At 68.1% G+C, this 19,883-nt stretch carries 14 protein-coding genes; 10 read left to right on the plus strand and 4 right to left on the minus strand.

The window, feature by feature from the left end:
* Nucleotides 1-3 precede the first annotated feature (3 nt).
* The 8 genes from IPI67_40380 to IPI67_40415 all read left to right on the plus strand — a co-directional run bounded on the left by IPI67_40380 (nucleotide 4) and on the right by IPI67_40415 (nucleotide 11,478).
* A complete protein-coding gene (locus tag IPI67_40380; protein MBK7586435.1) occupies nucleotides 4-1,683 on the plus strand; it encodes a hypothetical protein in 1,680 nt (559 codons plus the stop codon).
* On the plus strand, nucleotides 1,680-4,703 hold the full coding sequence (locus tag IPI67_40385) for a hypothetical protein (protein MBK7586436.1): 3,024 nt from the start codon (nucleotides 1,680-1,682) through the stop codon (nucleotides 4,701-4,703). Before IPI67_40380 ends, IPI67_40385 begins: the two co-directional genes overlap by 4 nt.
* Nucleotide 4,704: 1 nt before the next feature.
* Entirely contained in the window at nucleotides 4,705-7,287 is a 2,583-nt protein-coding gene (gene mutS / locus IPI67_40390; protein MBK7586437.1) for a DNA mismatch repair protein MutS, read from the plus strand.
* A gap of 324 nt (nucleotides 7,288-7,611) precedes the next feature.
* Nucleotides 7,612-8,448 carry a methyltransferase domain-containing protein gene (locus IPI67_40395; protein MBK7586438.1) on the plus strand — a complete coding sequence of 279 codons (837 nt, stop codon included), beginning with the start codon at nucleotides 7,612-7,614 and terminating at the stop codon, nucleotides 8,446-8,448.
* A 17-nt stretch (nucleotides 8,449-8,465) separates the two neighbouring features.
* A complete protein-coding gene (locus IPI67_40400; GenBank protein ID MBK7586439.1) occupies nucleotides 8,466-9,089 on the plus strand; it encodes a RibD family protein in 624 nt (207 codons plus the stop codon).
* A complete protein-coding gene (locus IPI67_40405) occupies nucleotides 9,085-10,056 on the plus strand; it encodes a zinc-binding dehydrogenase (GenBank protein ID MBK7586440.1) in 972 nt (323 codons plus the stop codon). Before IPI67_40400 ends, IPI67_40405 begins: the two co-directional genes overlap by 5 nt.
* Nucleotides 10,057-10,073: 17 nt before the next feature.
* A complete protein-coding gene (locus tag IPI67_40410; protein MBK7586441.1) occupies nucleotides 10,074-10,472 on the plus strand; it encodes a 6-carboxytetrahydropterin synthase in 399 nt (132 codons plus the stop codon).
* Nucleotide 10,473: 1 nt separating this feature from the next.
* Entirely contained in the window at nucleotides 10,474-11,478 is a 1,005-nt protein-coding gene (locus tag IPI67_40415) for a glycosyltransferase family 4 protein (GenBank protein ID MBK7586442.1), read from the plus strand.
* Here IPI67_40415 and IPI67_40420 read toward each other — a convergent pair.
* Nucleotides 11,362-12,351, minus strand: a complete 990-nt coding sequence (locus tag IPI67_40420) for a hypothetical protein (GenBank protein MBK7586443.1) — start codon at nucleotides 12,349-12,351, stop codon at nucleotides 11,362-11,364. The two genes, IPI67_40415 and IPI67_40420, sit on opposite strands and share 117 nt — an antisense overlap.
* Nucleotides 12,352-12,669: 318 nt before the next feature.
* Between IPI67_40420 and IPI67_40425 the strand changes: the two genes are divergently transcribed.
* The gene (locus tag IPI67_40425; GenBank protein MBK7586444.1) at nucleotides 12,670-15,240 is read left to right on the plus strand and encodes a hypothetical protein; all 2,571 of its coding nucleotides are present in this window, start codon (nucleotides 12,670-12,672) and stop codon (nucleotides 15,238-15,240) included.
* 71 nt (nucleotides 15,241-15,311) lie between these two features.
* Entirely contained in the window at nucleotides 15,312-15,701 is a 390-nt protein-coding gene (locus IPI67_40430) for a nuclear transport factor 2 family protein (protein MBK7586445.1), read from the plus strand.
* 390 nt (nucleotides 15,702-16,091) lie between these two features.
* On the opposite strand, the gene IPI67_40435 is transcribed toward IPI67_40430, so the two are convergent.
* From IPI67_40435 to IPI67_40445, 3 genes are all read right to left on the minus strand, one after another.
* On the minus strand, nucleotides 16,092-16,439 hold the full coding sequence (locus IPI67_40435; GenBank protein MBK7586446.1) for a hypothetical protein: 348 nt from the start codon (nucleotides 16,437-16,439) through the stop codon (nucleotides 16,092-16,094).
* A gap of 153 nt (nucleotides 16,440-16,592) precedes the next feature.
* Nucleotides 16,593-17,696, minus strand: coding sequence for a BamA/TamA family outer membrane protein (locus IPI67_40440; GenBank protein MBK7586447.1), 1,104 nt, complete (start codon nucleotides 17,694-17,696; stop codon nucleotides 16,593-16,595).
* A gap of 247 nt (nucleotides 17,697-17,943) precedes the next feature.
* Nucleotides 17,944-19,401, minus strand: coding sequence for a serine/threonine protein kinase (locus IPI67_40445; GenBank protein MBK7586448.1), 1,458 nt, complete (start codon nucleotides 19,399-19,401; stop codon nucleotides 17,944-17,946).
* Nucleotides 19,402-19,883 lie beyond the last annotated feature (482 nt).

Below are 19,883 nucleotides of genomic sequence, written 5' to 3' on the forward strand. Positions count from 1 at the left end.
CGAATGTCCACGTGGTCCCCTCGCGCTCTGGTGATTGCCGCCCTGGCCGTGTCCGGTTGTTACGACACGGGCGCCGGCGTCGAGCCACCCCTCGAGCGCATCTACTTCCCGGTCGGTCTCGCGCTCTCCCCGGGGCAGACCCGCCTGTACGTGGTCAACAGCGACTTCGATCTGCAATACAACGGCGGCTCGCTGCAAGCGTTCGATCTCACGCGCCTACGCGAGCTCTTGCCCAAGGCCTGTGAGTCCGACGCGGACTGTCCCGGCAAGCTTTGCGATCTGCTGCCGACGGAGGACAACGGTGGGCACCCAAGCCACTGGTGCGTGGACGCGAGCGGGCCGGATGCGGGAAAACCCTGCGGCCCGCTGGGTGAGAAGTCGCCGGCGAGCAAGCTCTTGCAGCCGGGGCGCTGCAGCCCGATCCGACACGTGAACCCTCAAGACGGTGGCTCGAGCCTCGTCGTTGGCAAGGTCGGCATCGGAGCGTTTGCCACGGATGTGATCTATCGCCCGCGGCCCACCGGTCCCGGTGGCCGGCTGTTCATCCCGGTTCGCGGGGACGCGACGCTGCACTACGTCGATGTCATCGACGACAGTGAGGCGCCCGCGATGCCGTTCGAGCTCGACTGCGGGCAAGCGGGAAGCGGGGGCGATTGTGACGACAACCACCGTCGAGGTGACGATCCGGATGAGGAAAACACTCGGGATCTGCGCCTGGCCCCCGAGCCCTTTGGCATCGCAGCCACACCGGACGCCGAGGCCATCGTGGTCACGCACCAGACCGAGGGCGCCGCGTCGTTGTTCGTGAGTGACGCGGATGCCTGGGGTGATGGTCAGAGCAGCTTCGGCGTGGGGCCAAAGCTCCAGTTCACCACGACCGGCCTACCGCAGCGCGTGATTGGCGCAGCGGCGTTGCCTGTGCCGCTGCTGGCTCGAGAAGGCCTGGCCAAGAACCTGGACGCCACGTACGACCCCGGATTTTTGGTCACCTTCCGCGACGCGGCGGAAATTGATCTGCTCCGTTACTTCTCCGATGCCGGCTCGGTGCCCGCGCGCCCATTCATGCAGGTCGCAGGGGCCGTCGGCATCAACGCCAACTCGCTGGGCTTCGACTCGCGGGGCATCGCAGTCGATGGCGACGAGCGTCTGGCGTGTGAGGTCTCGTGTCCTGCCCAGCCGGCGGACGCACGCTTCGACTGCCTGCGGGACTGCGCTGCGATCCCGCTGCGGGTGTACGTGGCGAATCGGGCGCCCTCGAGCCTCTTGGTCGGCAAGACGCGGCCCAACCAGAGCCTGTTCTCCACCGACGACCTGCCGCAGTTTCAGGAGAGCATCCCGCTGACCTTCGGGCCTTCGCGTGTGCTCGTGGGCAAGGTCATCAGCCCGGAGGGCCAGCCCGAGACGCGAGTGTTCGTGGTGTGTTTCGACTCGCGGAAGATCGGCATCTACAACCCGAAGACGCGGCTGATGGAGGACTGGATCGAGACCGGCCGTGGGCCGCACGCCCTGGTGACGGAGCTCGGCACTGATCCGGGCTCGGGCGAAGCCACCTACGCGCATGGCTACGTGGGCCACTTCACCGACTCGTACTTGGGTGTGATCGACCTCGATCAGCGGCACCCGACCTACGGGACGCTGCTCGCTACGGTGGGCAAACCCAACGCGCCGAGGGCCAGCAAATGAGCTTCCTCGAGCGGCCGGTCGTGAAATTCGCGCTGTTCGTCGCGCTGGCGTCGTTCAGCGTCAACTGCACCGAGACCCCCGTGTCTCTGCCACTCCGCTCTCTGGAGCGCAGTGGTGAGGTGTCGTTCGTGTGCGCGGACCGCGAGGGTGTCGGTTACGACATCAACAGCTGTCCGGATTTCGACAGCGAGGTCAATCCGCGCCACCTGTTCGCCCTCGTGACCCAGACCCTGCGCGGTGAGGTCGCCGTGGTGGATCTCAGCGCCGGCAAGGTCGTCGATCTCGACAGTTCGACCCCGGGGTTCCGCTTCATTCCGGTCGGGAAGAACCCGATCGACATCGTGTCGACGCCGGGTGGCGTCGCGAGCTTCGTGGGTGTGGCCGACGTCGGCAAGGAAGGCATCTTCGCCATCCCGACCCGTTGCGCGCGCCCCCCCGCCCACGATCTCGTGGCGTGGCCGGCCTGTGCGCTGCCCTCGGCCCCAGGCGAGATGGCCATCGTCATCGACCCGCCTGCGCCGGACAACGACGGTGACTCGACGACTCCCGCGCCGGTACGCGCCAGCTGTGATGCAGCGCCCAGTGTCGACGCGGCAACACCCGGCACTGCGCTCGCGGCGACGCGGGCCGACTGCGCCGCCGATCTGGCGCTGGAGAAGTCCCCTGCGGGACGCCGCAAGCTGCTGGTCACGCTGCCCGAAGAGGGAGGCTTCGCCGTCATCGACGCGCAGGCGCTGCTCGACCGCGAGCCCGGGAGCTTCAAACCCTGCGACATCGAGCGCTTCATCAAGCTCGAGCCGAAGCTGGGTGACGATGTGGTGCAGAAAGCACCGAGCGATCTCCAGGCGCCGGGCTGTGTGCCGCCGGAAATAAACTACGGCCCCGTCCCGGACACCTTCATCACCCACCCTGGGGGCATCGAGGTCAGCGACGGGCGATTGTTCGTCGCCGATCGCGGCGCGCCGGTCGTGCACGTCGTCGACGTGTCCGACCCGTGTTCCCCACGCCAGGATCCACCGCTCCGGCCCGTCTCGTACGAAAACCCAAATCGGATCGTGACGACCAGCCAGGTTGCCGTGAGCCCGCCGACGTCGAAGGGGCAGCTATTTGCCTACGCCATCGACGAGTTCGACGGCAGCGTGATGATCTTCGACGTCACTCCGGGCACGTCCAATCGCACTCCCATCGTGCGCCCGGGTTCACCCCGGTTGCCCTTCGAGCCGCCGGATCGCATTGCCTTCGGCGCACCGGCTCGAGACGTGGGCTTTGCGCTACGCGACGTGCCCATCGCCGATCCCGAGACCGGCATCGCGACCATCGGCACCTCGTGTGATCCCGATCCCACGCTGGCGGTCACGGCGCCGGCAGCCAAGTATCGCCCCAACTTCGACTACACGCGCGGCGCGGCTCCGCGCAACCTGCGCGGGGTGTTCGGCTTCGTGATGCTGTCGAGCGGGCAGGTGGCCGTCGTCGACATCGAGGACTACGACGCGCCCTGCCGCCGCCCGATCACGACCAACTCGTCGACCATCGAGAATTTCCGGGGCTGTCTGGGTGATGCCGAGGAGCCCCCGTTCTTCACGCTGGACCAGACTGCCGAGGGCAAACGCACCGTGAGCGGGGAGCTGTCGTGCCGCGTGGTGGAACAACACCGCGCGCGCAGCGGACGCATGCTGGTCAACGCCGGCGATCTCGGGGTCAACGCACCGTCGCTGCGCGGGCTGCCGCGGCTGGGCGCGCCCGAGGGCGGCAACCTGGCCACCGACCAGAGTGACGAGGGGCGCCTGCATCCGAAGGTCCTGGCGGTCGAGTTCCCGAAGCCGACCGGTGGCGCGCAGCCCGTCGAGGTGCACGTAGGGACGTCGCTGTACAAGAGCGCCTCCTCCTCGGATGCGAACCCGCAGAACGCGCTGGTGCTCGATCCAAAATTGGCCGAGCGCCTGTCGGTCGGTCTGGTGCTGTCCGAACCTCGCGCCTTCGGCGGAGACGAAGAGCTGAAGCTCGTCTACGAGGGGTCCTTCGTGCCCGAGCGCAAGGCCGGCTTTCCTGCCTTCACGGGTAGCGGCAAGCCCGATGTGCTCAAGGACGCCGACGCCAACTTCTGCGGTCGTGGCGTGCAAGACATGACCTACGCGGAGTCCGTCGGGCAGAAGCTCGGCGTTCCGGCCTCGGAGCTCGGTGCCTTCGCGCGCCGCCACGCCGATCTCGTCCAGGTCACCCAGAGTGTGCCGAGTGAAGACTCGTCATACTGGAAGACGGGAGCTGGCGCCGCATGCGGCGGGGGAACCGGGAAGGTGGCCTACTTCACCTGCCGTGAGGCCTTTGGTCCGGTGGATGCGCCGACCGAGCTCAGAGATCTGCGCGTGGTGGAGGCTTACTTCGACCGGCTGGTGGTCGAGCCCAAGAATTTCACGGACGAAGCCGACCGAGATCGCGTCATCGAGCTGTTCAACTGCTGCCTCGGCGGTGGCTCGGCGCTGTCGTATCGAGTTCGCGCCGGCAACCAGTGGGTGCTGAGCGGTTCGGGCAGCGGGTTCCGTCACCACGTCGTTGCAGAGCAGGGGTCGCTACGCTGTGTCGAGGACTGCAACCCGCGACGGAAGCCGCTCGACAGCCGGGTGTTCGAGGTCTCGGCCAGCGATTGCGCCGCGCCGAAGGAGGGGCCATCTGCCTGTCCCATCGGGCGGGCAACCAGCGCCGACGTCGCGTGTGTGCTCGATGCCAGTGCGCAGCTCGCGCCCGGCAAACCGGGGGAGGCCTGCATCTTCCAGAGCCTGACCCATCGTTTTGCGGTTTACCGTGGCAATGAGCCCAGCAAACGAGACATGCAGTTCTCGTGGACCGTGACCGGGGGGTTCACGCCGCTGGTGGCGAACCTCGCGGCCCAGAGCCGTGCCGTCTCGCCGCAGTCGATGGTGTTCGTGCCGCAAATCGGCCAATTTGCCGTCACCGACGGGGCCTCGGAGGGGCTCGTGCTCGTCAGCCTCGACTCCGTCAGCGTTTCGAGGCTCTTCTTCTGACATGGCCGGGCCGAACACGCCCGTGATGCAGCAACACGCCGCGGCGAAGCGGGTCCAGCCCGACGCCATCGTGTTCTTTCGACTGGGCGACTTCTACGAAATGTTCGGCGACGATGCCGTCGTCTGCTCACGTGCGCTCGATCTCACGCTGACCAGTCGCAACAAAGGCAAACCCGACGAGGTGCCGATGGCCGGCGTGCCCCATCACGCGGCGCATCAGTACATCGCGCGGCTGCTCGCGCTCGGTCACAAGGTGGCCATCTGCGAGCAGATGGCGGACCCGTCCAAGGTCAAGGGCATCGTCCCGCGAGAGGTAGTGCGGGTCATCACGCCGGGACTGGTGACCGATCGCGAGCAGCTGGATGCGCGTTCGAACAACTGGCTCGCTGCCCTGGAGTGCAGCGGCGAACGGGTCGGTATTGCGCTGTTCGATCTGTCGACGGGAGAGCTCGCCGTCGCCGAGGTCGAGGATCTCGCCGCGCTGCTCGCGGAGCTCGGTCGGGCCGGGCCGCGCGAGGTGCTGGTCGGAGCCGCCGACGCCGGCCTGGCGGAGTCCGCGAGCGCGGCGCTGCGCCAGACGTTGCCGGTCGCAAGTGTGCAGAGTGATCCGCCGCTCGACGACGCAAGCGTCGACCTTGGGGTGTTTGCCCCGGACGCACGCTCCCTCGGGCCCCTGGCACTGGCCGCGGCCGCGCGGGCGTTGCGCTTTGCGCGGGCGTGTACTCCAGGCAAGGAGCTGCCGCTGCGCCGGGTCGCCCGCTGGGATCCTCAGGCACACCTGGTCATCGACGCGGTTGCGCAGCGCCACCTCGAGCTCACCGAGTCCGCCTCGGGGCTGCGTCAGGCGACCCTGCTCGGGGTGATCGACGTCACCGAGTCCGCCGCGGGTGCGCGCTTGCTCCGACGGCGGTTGCTGGCGCCGCTGGTCGACGTCGGGCGGATCCGCAGGCGCCACGATCAGGTCGAGCTCTTCGTCGTTCACCCCCGACTGCGCGCCGACGTGCGCGCTGCACTCTCCGACGTGACGGACCTCGAACGCATCGTCTCCCGCGCTTCGCTGGGGGAGGCCAACCCGCGGGAGCTCGGCTCGCTGCGCGACGGGCTCGCTGCGGCGGCGCGGGTGTTCTCGGTGCTCGGCTCGGTCGAGGACCGCGAGAGCCGCGAGACCTTGGGCCTCGTCGGGCCTAGGGACCTGTGCAGCGACCTCGCCGCGGAGCTGATGCGGGCTTTGGTCGAACGGCCGCCTGCCCAAGCAAAAGAAGGCGCCATCTTCGCGGACGCCTACGACGCCGAGCTGGACGAGCTGGACGCCCTGCAGAAGACCGGCGCCGAGCGCATGGCGGAGCTCGAGACTCAGCTCCGAGACAGCACCGGGATCAACACCCTGAAGCTGCGCTTCACTCGCGTCTTTGGCTGGTACATCGAGGTCACGCGCTCTCAGGCCGGCAAGACGCCCACGAACTGGCGGCGCAAACAGACGGTGCGCTCGGGTGAGCGCTACACCACACCCGAGCTCGACGATCTCGCGGACAAGATCACCAACGCCGAGGAGCGCTATCGCGAGCGCGAGCTCGACCTCTTGCGAGAGCTGGTGCGAGCGGTGGCTCAGGCCGGCAACCGCATCAGCGAGCTGTCGGGGCGGCTGGCGCGCTGGGACGTGGCGAGCGCCATGGCCGAGGTCGCACATCGCTACGACTACTCACGCCCGGTGGTGGATGACTCCGATCGGCTCGAGCTGGGGGAGAGTCGACATCCGGTGGTGGAGCGCCTGGCCGCGAAGGGGCGCTTCGTTCCCAACGACGTGCAGCTCGCCCTCGATGCGGAGCGGCTCTGGCTCATCACCGGCCCGAACATGGCGGGCAAGAGCACCCTGCTCCGGCAGACGGCGTTGTGTGTGATCTTGGCGCAGCTCGGGGGGTTTGTGCCCGCGGCGAGCGCTCGGATCGGGGTCGTCGATCGTGTGCTCTCGCGTGTCGGAGCCAGCGACGATGTCGCCCGCGGCGAGAGCACGTTCATGGTGGAGATGCGCGAGACCGCCGAAATCCTGCGGCGAGCGACCCGACGCTCGCTCTTGATCTTGGACGAGATCGGACGGGGCACGAGCACCTACGACGGTCTGGCGATCGCCTGGGCCGTCGCTGAGCACATCGACGAAGCGGTCCAGTGTCGTGCGCTTTTTGCCACGCACTATCACGAGCTGACCGAGCTCGGGAACGGCAGCGAGCACGTGGCCAATCACTGCGTCAGCGCCCGAGAGGTCGGGCAAGACGTGGTGTTCCTGCATCGGTTGGTGCCCGGCGCCGCGAGCCGCTCTTACGGGATCGCGGTGGCTCGTCTGGCAGGTCTGCCCGAGGCGGTGCTTGCGCGGGCGAAGGCAATCCTGGTGGGACTCGAGGGCTCCGGTGGCAGTGTCGTGCACAAGCCGCGGCGCGCCGATGCGCAGCTCGGGCTCTTCGAGCGGCCCGAGCCCGAGGATCCCGGCGCGCGCGAGGTCCTGGACACGTTGCGCGCGCTCGACGTGGATCGGATGACGCCGCTGGAAGCGCTCGGGCTGCTCTCGCGCCTGAAGAACCGCCTCACTTGAGCGGGCGCCGCGGCGGCGCTGGCAGCACGGCAGGCCCGAGCAGCTCGCGTGACGACGCGCCCGAGAGCGTCGCGATAGGTCCTGCTGGCAACGTGCACGTGGTCGGGACGCGCGGTCTCGGGGCCAGGGGCAAACCGAGGCACGTCGACACCTCGTCGGAGCGGTCGATCCAACCTGAGCCCGCCCGAGAGGTCGCGGCGACAGCGGACAACGAGCGCGAACCGCGAGCGCGGGTCCGTCACCGCCATCCCGCTGCTCCCGGTCACGAACGCCTCGTGTCCGAGCGCCGTTTGCCAGGGCGCCGCGAGCGGCTACGGTGGGTCGATGGCATCGGGGATCCACGGGGACGGGCTGGGGCAAGTGCGCGCGCTGCTGTGCTGCCCGAGCTGCCGGCACGCACTCGAGCCTCGCGCGTGCGCGCTCGCCTGCACCGAATGCAAGCAGCGTTTCCCCATGGACGACGTCGCCACCGAGCTCGTGCATGGACCCTTGGGTCGACCATCGCTCGGTTCGCGCGCGATGCAGTCTCGCCTGCTCGCTCGCATCTACGACACGCTCTGGCGCCCCGCCAGTTTCGGATGGTCCACGGGGTTCACGATGCCGTCGCCAGCCATCGAGGCCGAGTGGGTCGTGCGCGACATCGGGGACGCCCCCGGCCCCTGGCTGGACCTGTCGTGCGGGCCGGGCGGTCTCTCGCGCAAGCTCGCGGAGCTCGCGCCGAAGCGCGAGCTCGTGGCGCTCGATCTCTCTCGCGCGATGCTTGCCCGAGCCCGCGTCGCCAATCCCGGCGCGGTTCGCATCCGCGCGAACGCCGAGCGGCTCCCGTTCGTCGACCAAGCGTTCGGCGCGGTCATCAGCCTCGCTGCGCTCGACCTGTACTCCGAGCCTGCTACCGTCGTGGCGGAGGCCGCGCGGGTCCTCATGCCAAACGGACGCCTCGTCGTGTCGGGTTTCCTCTCGCCCGACACACTCTTCGGGTCGAGAGCCCTGCGGAGCAAGCTCACCGAGACCTCGGGCGTTCATCCGCTCTCCGAGTCGAGGCTCTGCGCCATGGTCGAAAGCGCCGGCCTCGTTCGTCGTGCAATTCGACGCTTCGGTCGCTACGTCTGCCTATCGGCACACAAGCCGACCCCCGCTAGCGATCGAGGGGAGACCCATTGAAGCGCCCGCGCGTGGCCATGCACGTTGCCCAGTCGCTGGACGGGAAGATCTCCCTGCCGGGCGACCGTGTGCTCCTGAGCTCACCGGAGGGGCTCGCGGTCGCACACCGGGCGCGCGCCGCCAACCAGGCGGTGTTGATCGGGAGTGTGACGGCGCGCCTGGACGATCCGCGACTGACCGTGCGGGAGTGCGACGGTCCGCAACCGCGACGCGTCGTGTTGGCCAGCTCGCTCGACGTACGACCATCACTCCGCCTCTTTCAGTCCGGCCCCGGCGTGCTCATCATCGGAGCCGAAGAGCGCGCCTCCCCGCAAGCCGTCCGAGACCTGGAAGGGACCGGCGCGGCGGTCCGGCTGGTGCCTGCGTCGAAGGAGGGGTTGGTGTCGTTGTGCGAAGCGCTGGCAGCCATCGTCGCATGGGGAGTCGAGCGCCTGCTCGTGGAGGGCGGAGCCCGAGTGCTCACGGCCTTCCTGCGCGAGCGCCTGATCGACGAAGCGACCCTGGAAATCACCCCGCGTTGGCTCGGTGCCGCAGGGTTGAGCGCGATCGGAGATCTCGGGCACGGCGACATCCGGTTGTTGGACCCCCAGGTGCAGCGCGCCGGCGAGAGCGTCATCGTCAGGGGGCGCCTTGCGTATTGATGCGCCAGCACGCGAGCTTTGGTTCGAAGCTCCGCGACACGTCGCACTGAGACGCTCCGAGCTACCCACGCCTCCTCCCGGGTCGGTCCTCGTTCGGGCGTTGGCATCGGGCGTCAGCCGCGGCACCGAGCTCTTGCTGTATCGCGGGCAAGCGCCGCTACCGTTCGAGCCGACGTTGGACGCGCCCGGCACTCCGCTCTATCCGCGTCGCTACGGTTACGCGTGGGTCGGAGAGATCGTGGCAGGCGACGCCGCATTACCGAGCGGCGCGCGGGTCTTCTGCCTGGCGCCGCATGGCGACCTGCACTGTATCCAAGCCACGAGCGCTCGCCGCATCCCAGACTCAATCCCGGCGCCGCGCGCCACGCTCGCTGCCAGCCTCGAGACTGCACTCACCTGTGTCTGGGACTCGGAGGCGTCGCTCGGCGACGAAGTCGTCGTGCTCGGTGCTGGGCTGATCGGCCTCCTGACCACCTGGCTCCTGGTGCGCGCCGGCGCGCGCGTGCACGTGGTCGAGCCCGTCGAACGACGCCGAGCCTTGGCACTCACGCTGGGTGCGGCGAGCGTTTGCCACCCGGCCGACGACAACCCCGCGGGACGCGCCGACGTCGTGCTGGAAGCGTCGGGGGATCCGGCGTGTTTGGCCGCGGCCATCAGCCACGCTGCCCGCGAGGCGACCATCATCGTCGCGTCGTTCTACGGCACCCGTTCGGCGCCGCTCGCGCTGGGCAATGATTTCCACCGGCGCCGACTGAAGCTGAAGTCGAGTCAGGTGTCCCACATCCCTCCGGCCCGAGCGCCTCGCTGGTCGCTCGAGCGCCGCTTCGAGCTGGTCTGTGAACTGCTCGCCGACGACCGCCTCGACACTCTCGTCGACGCCCCGGTCCCGTTCGAAGAAGCTCCAGCGGTCTACGCGCAGCTCGACCGCAATCCCGAACTCGGGTTGCACACGGTCTTCACCTATTGATCAACGAGGCAGTAGCCATGTTCGCGCTCGGAGTCTCCGACCACCTGATGATTGCTCACAGTCTGCCGGATGCGTTCTTCGGCCGCGCGCAGCGACTGCACGGCGCGACCTACGCCATCGAGCTCGAAGTCAGAGTCGCATCCCTCGGCCCGCACCAAGTGGTGATGGACATCGGCGAGCTACGGGCCATCTTGCGCCGAGTGATCGAGGCGCTCGAGTATCGCAATCTCGACGAACACCCCGCGTTCGCCGGTCAGTTGTCCACGACCGAGCAGGTCGCCCGTTACCTTGCCGGACGCGTGGCGGAGGAGCTCGCTACACTCGAGCCCGATAAATCCCCATCGACTGGCGCGACGCTGAGGGTTCTGGCACGCGAGTCGCCAGTCGCTTACGCCAGCTTCGAGCGTCCGGTGTGAGTTGAAGGTCGCGTGGCTGCTCTACGGATCGCTCGCGCAACCCACGGGCGGTTACGTCTACGACCGCCTGATCGTCGAGGGTCTGTCTCGGGCGGGTGACCAGGTCGAGATCGTGTCGGTCACTCCCGGCGAGAGCGGTCGTTCGCTCGCCGCGCGGAGCTGCGAAGGTGCGCCGGACGTGGTCGTCGGTGATGCGCTCGCGGTTCTGGAGCTCGGCCCGGCGTTCGAACACTTGGCTCCGCCGAGAGTGCTGCTGGTTCACCACTTGACCAGCTGGGAAGCAGAGGTCGAGGACAGAGATGCACTCGCGGAAGCGGAGAGCCGAGTGCTGCGCGCGAGCACTGCTTTGATCGCCACCAGTCACGCCACCGCGCGACGCATCGCCGCCGAGTCTTCCGGCCGAACCCCGACGGTGGTCTGGCCAGGGGCGGATCGGCTGCCGCGCTTGCCGCGGACGCCGTCGGCATTCGTCACACTGCTCTCGATCGGCGCCCTCATGCCGCGCAAGCGCCTCGATCTGGTGCTCCGAGCGTTTCGGAGCGTCGACTCGGACGACGCTCGGCTGCGTGTCATCGGGGATCCCGAGCGTGACGCGGTCTGGGCCGAAGGCCTGGGGCGGCAGATGGCGCGGGACGCGCGCGTCGAGTTCCTCGGCGTGCTCTCCGATGCGGAGCTGGCTGACGAGCTGGCTCGGGCCGACGCTCTCGTCCTCGCCTCTTCTTTGGAAGGTTACGGCATGGTCCTGACCGAAGCTTGCCACGCAGGCCTCCCTTCGATCGTCGCGCGCTCGGCGGCGCTGGCGGAGGTCACCGGCGCTTCGGACGACACCCAAGTGTTCGAGGACGCCGCCGAGCTCGCGCGACTGCTCGACCGGTTCATTCGCGATTCGTCACTGAGAGCTGCGATGCAAGCGAGTGCCGCTGCGCGGGCCCCCGGGCTCCCGCGCTGGGCGGACTCCGTCGCCCGGTTCCGCGCGGCACTCTCGGCGGTTCTCGGCGGAGGCTGAGAGGAGCTCGAGCGCCAGGCGGCGGACGCGCGCCGCGATCTCCGCGTCGTCCCGGGCGTCGAGGACGAGCGCGTCGCAGTCGAGCGGTGGGCTGAAGGCCACGGTCGCTGCGACGTCGTGAAAGGCTCGCAGGGCAACCTGCAGCAGCGGTGCGAGCGTCGTCAGTCCCCGTCGCTCGGCCAGCCGGGTCAAGAACAGTCGCTTGGCGCGGCGCGAGTGCACACCGCGAACGATGGCGGTGACGACCGTGCCCTCGACCCTGGCTGCACCCCGGACCAGCGCCCCGGTTCCCGCGCGCCAAGTTGCCAAGCATTCTCCCACCGGATGAAAGTCCGGGTCCGGCTCGATCTCCCCAGCAGCAAACTGGAGCAGCACCCCGCCCTTTCGCAGATGCGAGAACGCGCGCCGTACCCCGGCGACGCGCGCTGCCGGTGTGCCCGTGTCGGCGACGAACAGGAGGTGTGGAGCGAGCGCCGGCAGCCCGCGCAAGAAGCTGCGCTCCGCTGCCAGGATCGCGACGTCTCGCCGCCCGATCGCCGCCAGCAGCACCAATGCGTCGTAGGCACCCGGATGATTCGCCACCACCAACACCGGTCCCGCCGGCGGAACCGTGCCACTCACGCACCAAGTGGCCTCGAGCGCCGAGAGCGCCTGACTGGCGGCGCGCGCGATGCCGACCTCGGTCACTGCCGCATCGAAACGAGCGAGCGTGCGCCCCAGAGGCACCGAAACCCGCCACAACAAAGCGCGGATCCCGCGGCGCGCGGCCCGCGGTGCCCGCCCGAGGCCCAGCGCCGCCACCATCTCGTCGGCGGAGCTCCCAGCGAGTCGTTCGGCCAGTGCCGCGCCGTCGGTCACATCGCACCCTGGCACGAGGCGACGGCAGATGCACGCGATCGACGTGGTCGCGCCGACGCTCGTCGCGTCGATCGCCAGTCAGTCGATCTCCCGGTTCGTCGGCGGCGGATGACGGTGCAGGAACACTCCGGCCGTCTCGCTGGAGTGAGCGCCGCGCGCGACGGTCACCCGCTCACCACGAACGAGCCCTGCGACGCGGCGCGTCCGCACCGGGATCTCAGCCAAGGAGTCGTGCAAGGCCGCCAGGCCGAGCGAGAAGGACGAGCGGCGCGCGAGCCCGATGACAGAACGCTCGTCGTTGCCAGCGCGTCATCGCTCAGGCGATAGTGAGGTGTGAGTATTTCCGAGGACGCGCGGGCGACCGCACCGAGCTCGCGCGCGACGCCCCTACGCCCCCGGCCGCTCGTCGGTAGGGACCGGGAGGTCCGTGAGGTCACGGAGAGCATCACCCAGGCTCCGATCACGACGCTCCTCGGACCTGGAGGCGTGGGCAAGACAGCGCTCGCGCTCGCCGTCGCGGCCGCTTGCTCCGCGGATTATCCGGGCGGCGTGACCGTCGTTTGGCTGGGCTCACTGCGATCGGAAGATCTCGTCGCGGCCGAGGTGGCGATGCAGCTCGGGCTCCCGAGATCGGGTGGGCAGTCGTACGAAGACGCGCTCACGCGCTGGCTCGCCGATCGCGACGTGCTGCTCGTGATCGACAACTGCGAGCACGTCGTGTCCGCTGTGGCCGATCTCGCCTCCGCGTTGACGGCGCGACTCCCCCGGCTTCGCGTTCTCGCGACGAGTCGAGAGCCGCTCTGGGTGGACGGTGAGGTGACCTATCGACTGGCCCCGCTCGCCGTCGTCGGTCCGGACGCGCCCCTCGAGGAGGTCGTCGCGAGCCCAGCCGTGCAACTCTTCCGAGAGCGCGCGGGCACGCGTGCGCGCGGAGCCTTCGACACCGAGCATGCCCGCCGGCTCTTTGGCGACATCTGCCGCCGGGTCGATGGCCTGCCGCTCGCGATCGAGCTCGCGGCGGCGCGCGTGGCGGGCCTCGATCTCGTAGACATCGCCTCGCACCTCGACGACCTCTTCAACTTGCTGCCGCAGCCCGCGCGGCGCGCGGACGGCGGTCAGCGATCACTCCGCGCCACCGTCGAGTGGAGCGACGCCCTCCTCACCGAAGACGAGCGGCGCCTCCTGCGCCGAATGGCGGTGTTCGCGGGCGCGTTCGATCTCACGGCGATCAAGGAGCTGTGCGCGGCCGACGGGCAGACCGCCGCGCAGATCGCGGATCTCACCGCTCGTCTCGTCGAAAAGTCGCTCCTCCTCCGGCTCGGCGACAGCGGCGCGTATCAACTGCTCGAGACGATCCGGCAGTACGCCACCGAGCAGCTCACCGCCGCGGGCGAGGTCGACGCCGTTCGTGAACGTCACGCCCGCTTCTACCTCGCCGTCGCTCTCCAAGCCTGCGGCGGCTTGATGGCCGGGCCCGAGCGGCCGCACCTCGACGCGCTGACGCGCATCGACGACAACCTACGCGTCGCGCTCGAACGCCTGCTCGTGACCGAGCCCCAGGCCGCGCTATCGCTCTCGGCGGGGCTGCTCGCGTTCTGGTGGATCCGCGGCCGACTCCGCGAAGGGCTCGGCTGGATCGAGCGTGCGCTCGTGGCCGCGCCGGACGCGCCGCCGGAGCTCCGCGCCACGGCGCGCTTCGCCCACGGCTTCCTCATCGTGCAGGACACCGAGGATTGGGCGGCCGCCGCGAAGTCGATCGACGTCGGGATCGAGCTCCTCACGCGAGCGAAGGAGCCGCTCCCGATCCTCGGCATGCTCATGTGCCTTCGCGCCGAGTGCGACCAACACCAAGGAGACGTGAAGTCTGCTGTGGCACGCACCGAAGCCGGGCTCGCGATCGTTCGGCGTTACCCGGCCGAGCAAGTCGCGTGGCCCGACATGTTCTGTTTGTGGCACGTGGCCAACGCGAAACGCGCGGATGGCGACGTGGACCTCGCCCTCGCGCTCTTCAGCGAGTGCGCCGAAGTCGCTCGCAGCCACGGTCTCTCTGTCGGGGAGATGGTCGCCTGCAACGAGGTCGGGAGGATCTTGGAAGAGCGCGGCGCGCTCGGCGAGTCCCGCCAGTTCTGGGAGCGGGCGCTGGGATGTCGGCGTGCGATCGACGCCGTCAACGTGGGCAACCTCCACGGCACCATCCCCCTCAACTTGCTCGCGATTGCCCGCGTGGCGTCGAAGCAGGGTGAGCTCGCGACCGCGTCGAAGCTCTTGCGAGAGGCGCTGCCGATCGCAGAGCAGCTCAGAGACCCCGCGACGGCGGCTCAGATCGCGTCGCTCCTCGATGAGACCTCGAAGGTCGAGCCCACCGAACTCGCGACGCTGCGGCCCGAGGGTGGTGTCTGGCACGTCGCCTTCAATGGGATGAGCGTCCACGTGCCGGACATGAAGGGGCTCTGGCACCTCCGCGAGCTCGTCTCTCACCCGCGCGAGCCCGTGCTCGCCCTCTCGCTCATCGCGGCCCCCGCCGAGGACCCACTGCCGGTGAGCGACGCGGGGCCCATGCTCGATCGCGAAGCCCTTCGGCAATACCGAAAGCGGCTGGCCGATCTGGACGAGGAGCTCGACGACGCCGAAGCCAAGCACGACGCCGCGCGGCACGCGAAGCACAGCGCCGAGCGCGAGGCGCTCCTCAAGGAGCTCGCGCGGGCGACGGGCCTCGGCGGGAAGCCGCGGCAGGTGGGCTCGGCGACCGAGAAGGCGCGACTCAACGTGACGCGAACGATCCGCCACGCCATCGGCCAGCTCGGCGCCGCGCTTCCCGCCCTCGGGGCGCACCTCGACGCCTCGGTCGCGACCGGCATCTCGTGCTCTTACGAGCCGCGCTCCAAGATCGTCTGGACCACCTGACCCCGGCCGTTCGTTCCGAACGAACGGCCCACGGGCGACGAACGAACGCCTCACTCATGGAGGAAATGACCATGAGCAATCTGGACTTCGTGAAGGGTGTGTATGCAGCGTTCGGCGCCGGGGACATCCCGAAGGTGCTTGGCTGGATGCATCCGCAGATCCAGTGGACCGAGACCGCTGGGTACAAGTACGGAGGCGTCTACCAGAGCCCGCAGGCCGTCCTGGAGAACGTCTTCGCGAAGATGCCCAGCGACTTCGAGTCGTTCTCGATCGAGATCGAGCGGCTGATCGACGCGGGAAACGTGCTCGTGATGCACGGACACTACGTCGCCAAGGGCAAGGCGACGGGCAAGAGCGTGCGCGCGGCGGTCGCCCACGTCCTCGAGATTTCGGACGGCAAGATCGTCCGCTTCGATCAGTACGTGGACAGCGCCACGATCAACCCGATCATCGGCGCGTAGTGCGGCATGTCGAACGAGCGCGCTCGGCGCATGGGAGTTCGAGCGCGCGCGGCGGAGGAACCGCCAGTGCAATGAGCGAAGCCCACTACTCCGCCAGCCGCAGCTACTCGAAGCAGCGCGGATTGCGAAACCATTCGTTTTCGGAACGGTGTGTGCCCGACTCCATGAACCGAACGCGAAAGACGCGGCCACGACGGCGCGCGAGAGGAGCCGTGCACTTGCTGCTGGTCGTTGCAGCAGTGCTCGCCCGCAAGAAGGGGCCGGGTAAAGACTGCAAGCTCAACAAGGACTGCGAGGACAGCCTGGTTTGCTTCGCGAGCAAGTGCACTAACGCGGCGCAGGCCAAGGCGAGCTGCGAGGCGAGCGACGGCCCGTCGGCCGCAACGGCCTCTAGGGCTTCTTCGTCGCGTCCCGTGCCTCATCGGCGACGCGCTGGGCGCGCTGCGTGTCGGTTTCCTCCGCTTCGCCGGCCAGCTGGACGACCTTCTGCGCTGTCTTTTGGGCGGCGTGGACCACGGTCTCCGCGATCTCCCGGACGACGAGGCCTGCCTTCTCCGCAGTAGCTTTTATCTCGTCCCTGCCAGCCTCGGCCACCTCCTGGAAGCCGCTTCCCACGTCGTCGGCAACTTTCCCCGCCTCAGTGGCCGCCTTGGAAATCTGCGCGTCAGTCTCGGTGAGAGCGGCCTCGCCCTTCTTGGTGACGGAATCGATTTTCGAACCGATGCTCTTGCTTTCCATGGTCGTGCTCCTTCCTCCACACCAAGCACGATGTGTGCCGTGCGCGGGGAGCAAGGCGACCTTGCGCTCAAACCCGTGACTCGCTGTCCCGCGTGCGCATCTCGCGGCGCTTGACGGGTGCGTCCGGCCGACGCGACGAGTGGAAACGATGCGCTAGAACGCTTCCCCTAACGCAACGTAAGGACCCCAATCATCACCACCCCAGCCCACGTCGATTCGGACGTTGATGCGCGCGTCTCGGTCGAGCATCAGGCGGAGGCCGCCGCCGAGAGAAAACTTGGAGTCAGCGGGGCGAAAGTCCTTCAGGTCGCGAGCTACCTCACCCACGCCAGCAAAGCCCACGGCACCGAGCCGCCAGACCACCGGGAGCCGATACTCGGCTTGGAGCTCGACCATTTGCCGGTCGCGGTAGCGACCCTGGTAATGCCCGCGCATGCGCGACGGTCCGCCCAGCTCGGACAGCATCCAAAATGGCGGTTCTCCTGAGTGAAACTCGCCATACGCCTGCCAGGCGAGCACGTGTTGCCAGCAGGGCGCTATTGGGACGTACCCGCGCACATCGACGATGTAGCCTTGATGCTGAAAACTCGAGCCCCAGGTCGGTCCCGAGTGGCTGAATTGCGCGTCTACGAACATTCCGGCCAAGGGATTTAGCGTCGGTTCCCGGGTGTCGTAAAACCCCGCAACTCCGAACGCGACGTCGGTGCCACCTTCCGCGCCTAGAATCCGTCCGGAAGCCAGCTGGCGATTGGGATCGATCTCGTTCACGTCGTACTGCTTTATCTGGAAGGCAGGACCGACGTAGAGGTTCGGTAGCACCCGCGCCGCCGGCCGGAGCTCGAGCTGATACGCCTGGCGAATGTAGGCTTCCTCGTCATCTCGGATGCTCGTGTCGTTGCCGATGCCGTAGAACTTCTTCGGAAAATAGGAAACGTCGACCTCGTAGTCGAGTGCCGCAGCATCTTCGAACGCAAACAATGTCCCGCTCAGCTGAACGAGCCATTGGCTTTGCAGCGTGTAGGCTGCTGCGAGCATCACCTTCGAATCGCGCACCCGCCCTGCCGGACCCAGGCGAGTGTAGAGCAGGGCCGCTGCGGCGAAGGTCACCCCCGTCTCGGGTGCGTACAAGACCGCCCCGACCGGCACGATGCCGAAGCGCTCGTCCGCGTCCAACGAAGAACGTGTTGGCTCTTGGGCGTGCGCGGTACCCAGTCCGGCAGCGATCAAGAGCGAAGCAACGGCCGGCGCGTGGTTCACCTGGTGCTCATGAGGTCCTGCCGTGCATCCCTCGTGCCGCCCGAATGCGGCGAAGTTTCTCTCGGCTTTTTCCCGAGGCCCCTCCCTCGCGAACCACCCGATGCTGCCGAGGTGTGGCGTGATTGCCGTGGCGCTCGAGGGCTGGATGCGGCGCGGCACCAGAGACGGGCACTGCGATGGGCGAGGTAACTGCGAAGTGGAACGTGTCAGCCTCATGGGCGGGCAAGCGGAATCGAACGGCACCCCTTCAGTACGGGTTGTCGCCGGAGACCTTGCTAGACCCGAGGTCTTCCAGTGCTTCTTTTACCGTCACGAGTCCGTTGTCTCGTAGGTACTGCTGGTAGCCCGCCCTGCGCGCGGCAATTTCCGCGAGCGAAAGCTTTGGCTCCGCTGCCACCGCGTCAGCTCCCCCGGAGTGCGCCGGCTTCACGAACGGCTTCGTCATCGCGGGTCGTGATTCCGCAGGTTGCACCGTCGTGCTTCCAGTTTCGTTGAATTCGAACTCGCTGGGCGGGACGCTGATGAGCGCCAAGGCGGGACGCACGGGTCGCAGTGATGGGCTTATCTCCGAATCAGGAATGGACACACCCAATTGCGCCGGCGTGAGCCATCCCTGAGTGTAGTGCGACGAGACCCGGGCTACCTTGGCACGGACTTCGGGTACCACTAGCAGTACAGAGGCGACGGTCGCCGCGATCATGCCCAGGCCCGCAAACGCCGGCCCCCAGCGCCGCTCCCCCGGTATGCGCAAAGCACCCCGCGCATAGTCGGACGCCTCTGATTCGTCCGGCACGCCCAGCTCGACTTCTGGGTCGAGCGGGAGGACCGGAACAGGCGCGGCCGAGCCCAGCTCCGGTGCCATGGGCAGCAGCGATGCGTCCGGGTTTTCGAGTGCGCTACCGATCGCCGGCGCGTCCCCTGTTGCCCAGTTTCGCAGCGCGCCAGCCAGTGCGCCCGCCGTGGCGTAGCGTTGTTGGGGGTCCTTGTTCAAACAACGGGCCACCACGCCCGACAGCCCCGGCCCAACGGCGTTGGCGGCCGCGGATAGCGGCGCGGGCTCCGCGCACAGCACTTGCGCACAGACCTCAGCCAACGTGTTGCCGTCGAACGGCATGCGACCGCCGACGAGCTCGAACAACACCACGCCGAGGCTCCAGATGTCCGCGCGTCGATCCACCAGGTGTGGCGTGCGCATTTGTTCGGGAGCCATGTACCAGGGAGAACCAAGACTTTCGCCGGGGTTCGTGAGCCGGCGCTGTCCGCGGTTGAGATGAATGTGCTTCGATATGCCGAAGTCAATCAGCTTCAACACGCGATCGCCGCGCGCAGGCTCGGCCAGGAATAGGTTCTCCGGCTTGACGTCTCGATGCACGATGCCGATTTCGTGACATTCCTCCAGCGCGGTGCAGGCCTGGATAATCCACTCTACGGCTTCGGCTTCCGGCAACGTCCCGCCACGGGCTTCGAGCTCATCGGCCAAGGTGTGCCCGACGAGGTGCTCCATCGCAAGATACGGCACACCGTCTTCGAGCCGCCCCGCGTCGTAGATTCGCGCGAAGTGGTTGCCGCGTAACTGGGCGGCTAGGCGTGCCTCCACCAGCAAACGTTCGACGGCCTCTTCGTTTCCGGCCAGGTCCGGCCGTACGAACTTCAGGATGACCAGTTCGTCCAACACCAAGTGGGTTGCCAGGCAGACCAGGCCCATTCCACCTGCGTCGAGTGCTCGCTCGATGCGATACTTGTCGACGACGATTCGACCGGGCTGGAGTCCGGCTCGGGTGGCAAGGTCCTCAGCGCACTGCGTGCCGGAGTCCGGGGACGATTCTGAGCGACCCGCGCCGCTCAGAACCGTCGGCTCGAACGTCATCGGACCACTGGAGTGTGGAGCAAGAGTCATGACGCACACCAAGCAATCCACGCGCCAAGGGGCGTCACCGCAGACAAACACGACGGGACGAAATCGCGTGGGGACAATTCGCCCCAGGTGGGGCGATCTAGTCGCCGCTGCGCCTGCCCCGCCTTCGGTGATGCGGACGAGTGCAAGACGGCTCCCGCCTGGTACAAATAGCACCGCTCTCGCCAAAGGCCGCACAACGGCTCGGCGGCAGCCGAGCCGATCGATACCACCGGCAATCTCGCGACCGTTGTGGACTACTACCGCAGCCGCTGGCGCCCTACCACTTGGCA

Source organism: Myxococcales bacterium (genome assembly GCA_016706225.1).
GTDB lineage: Bacteria > Myxococcota_A > Polyangia > Polyangiales > Polyangiaceae > JADJKB01.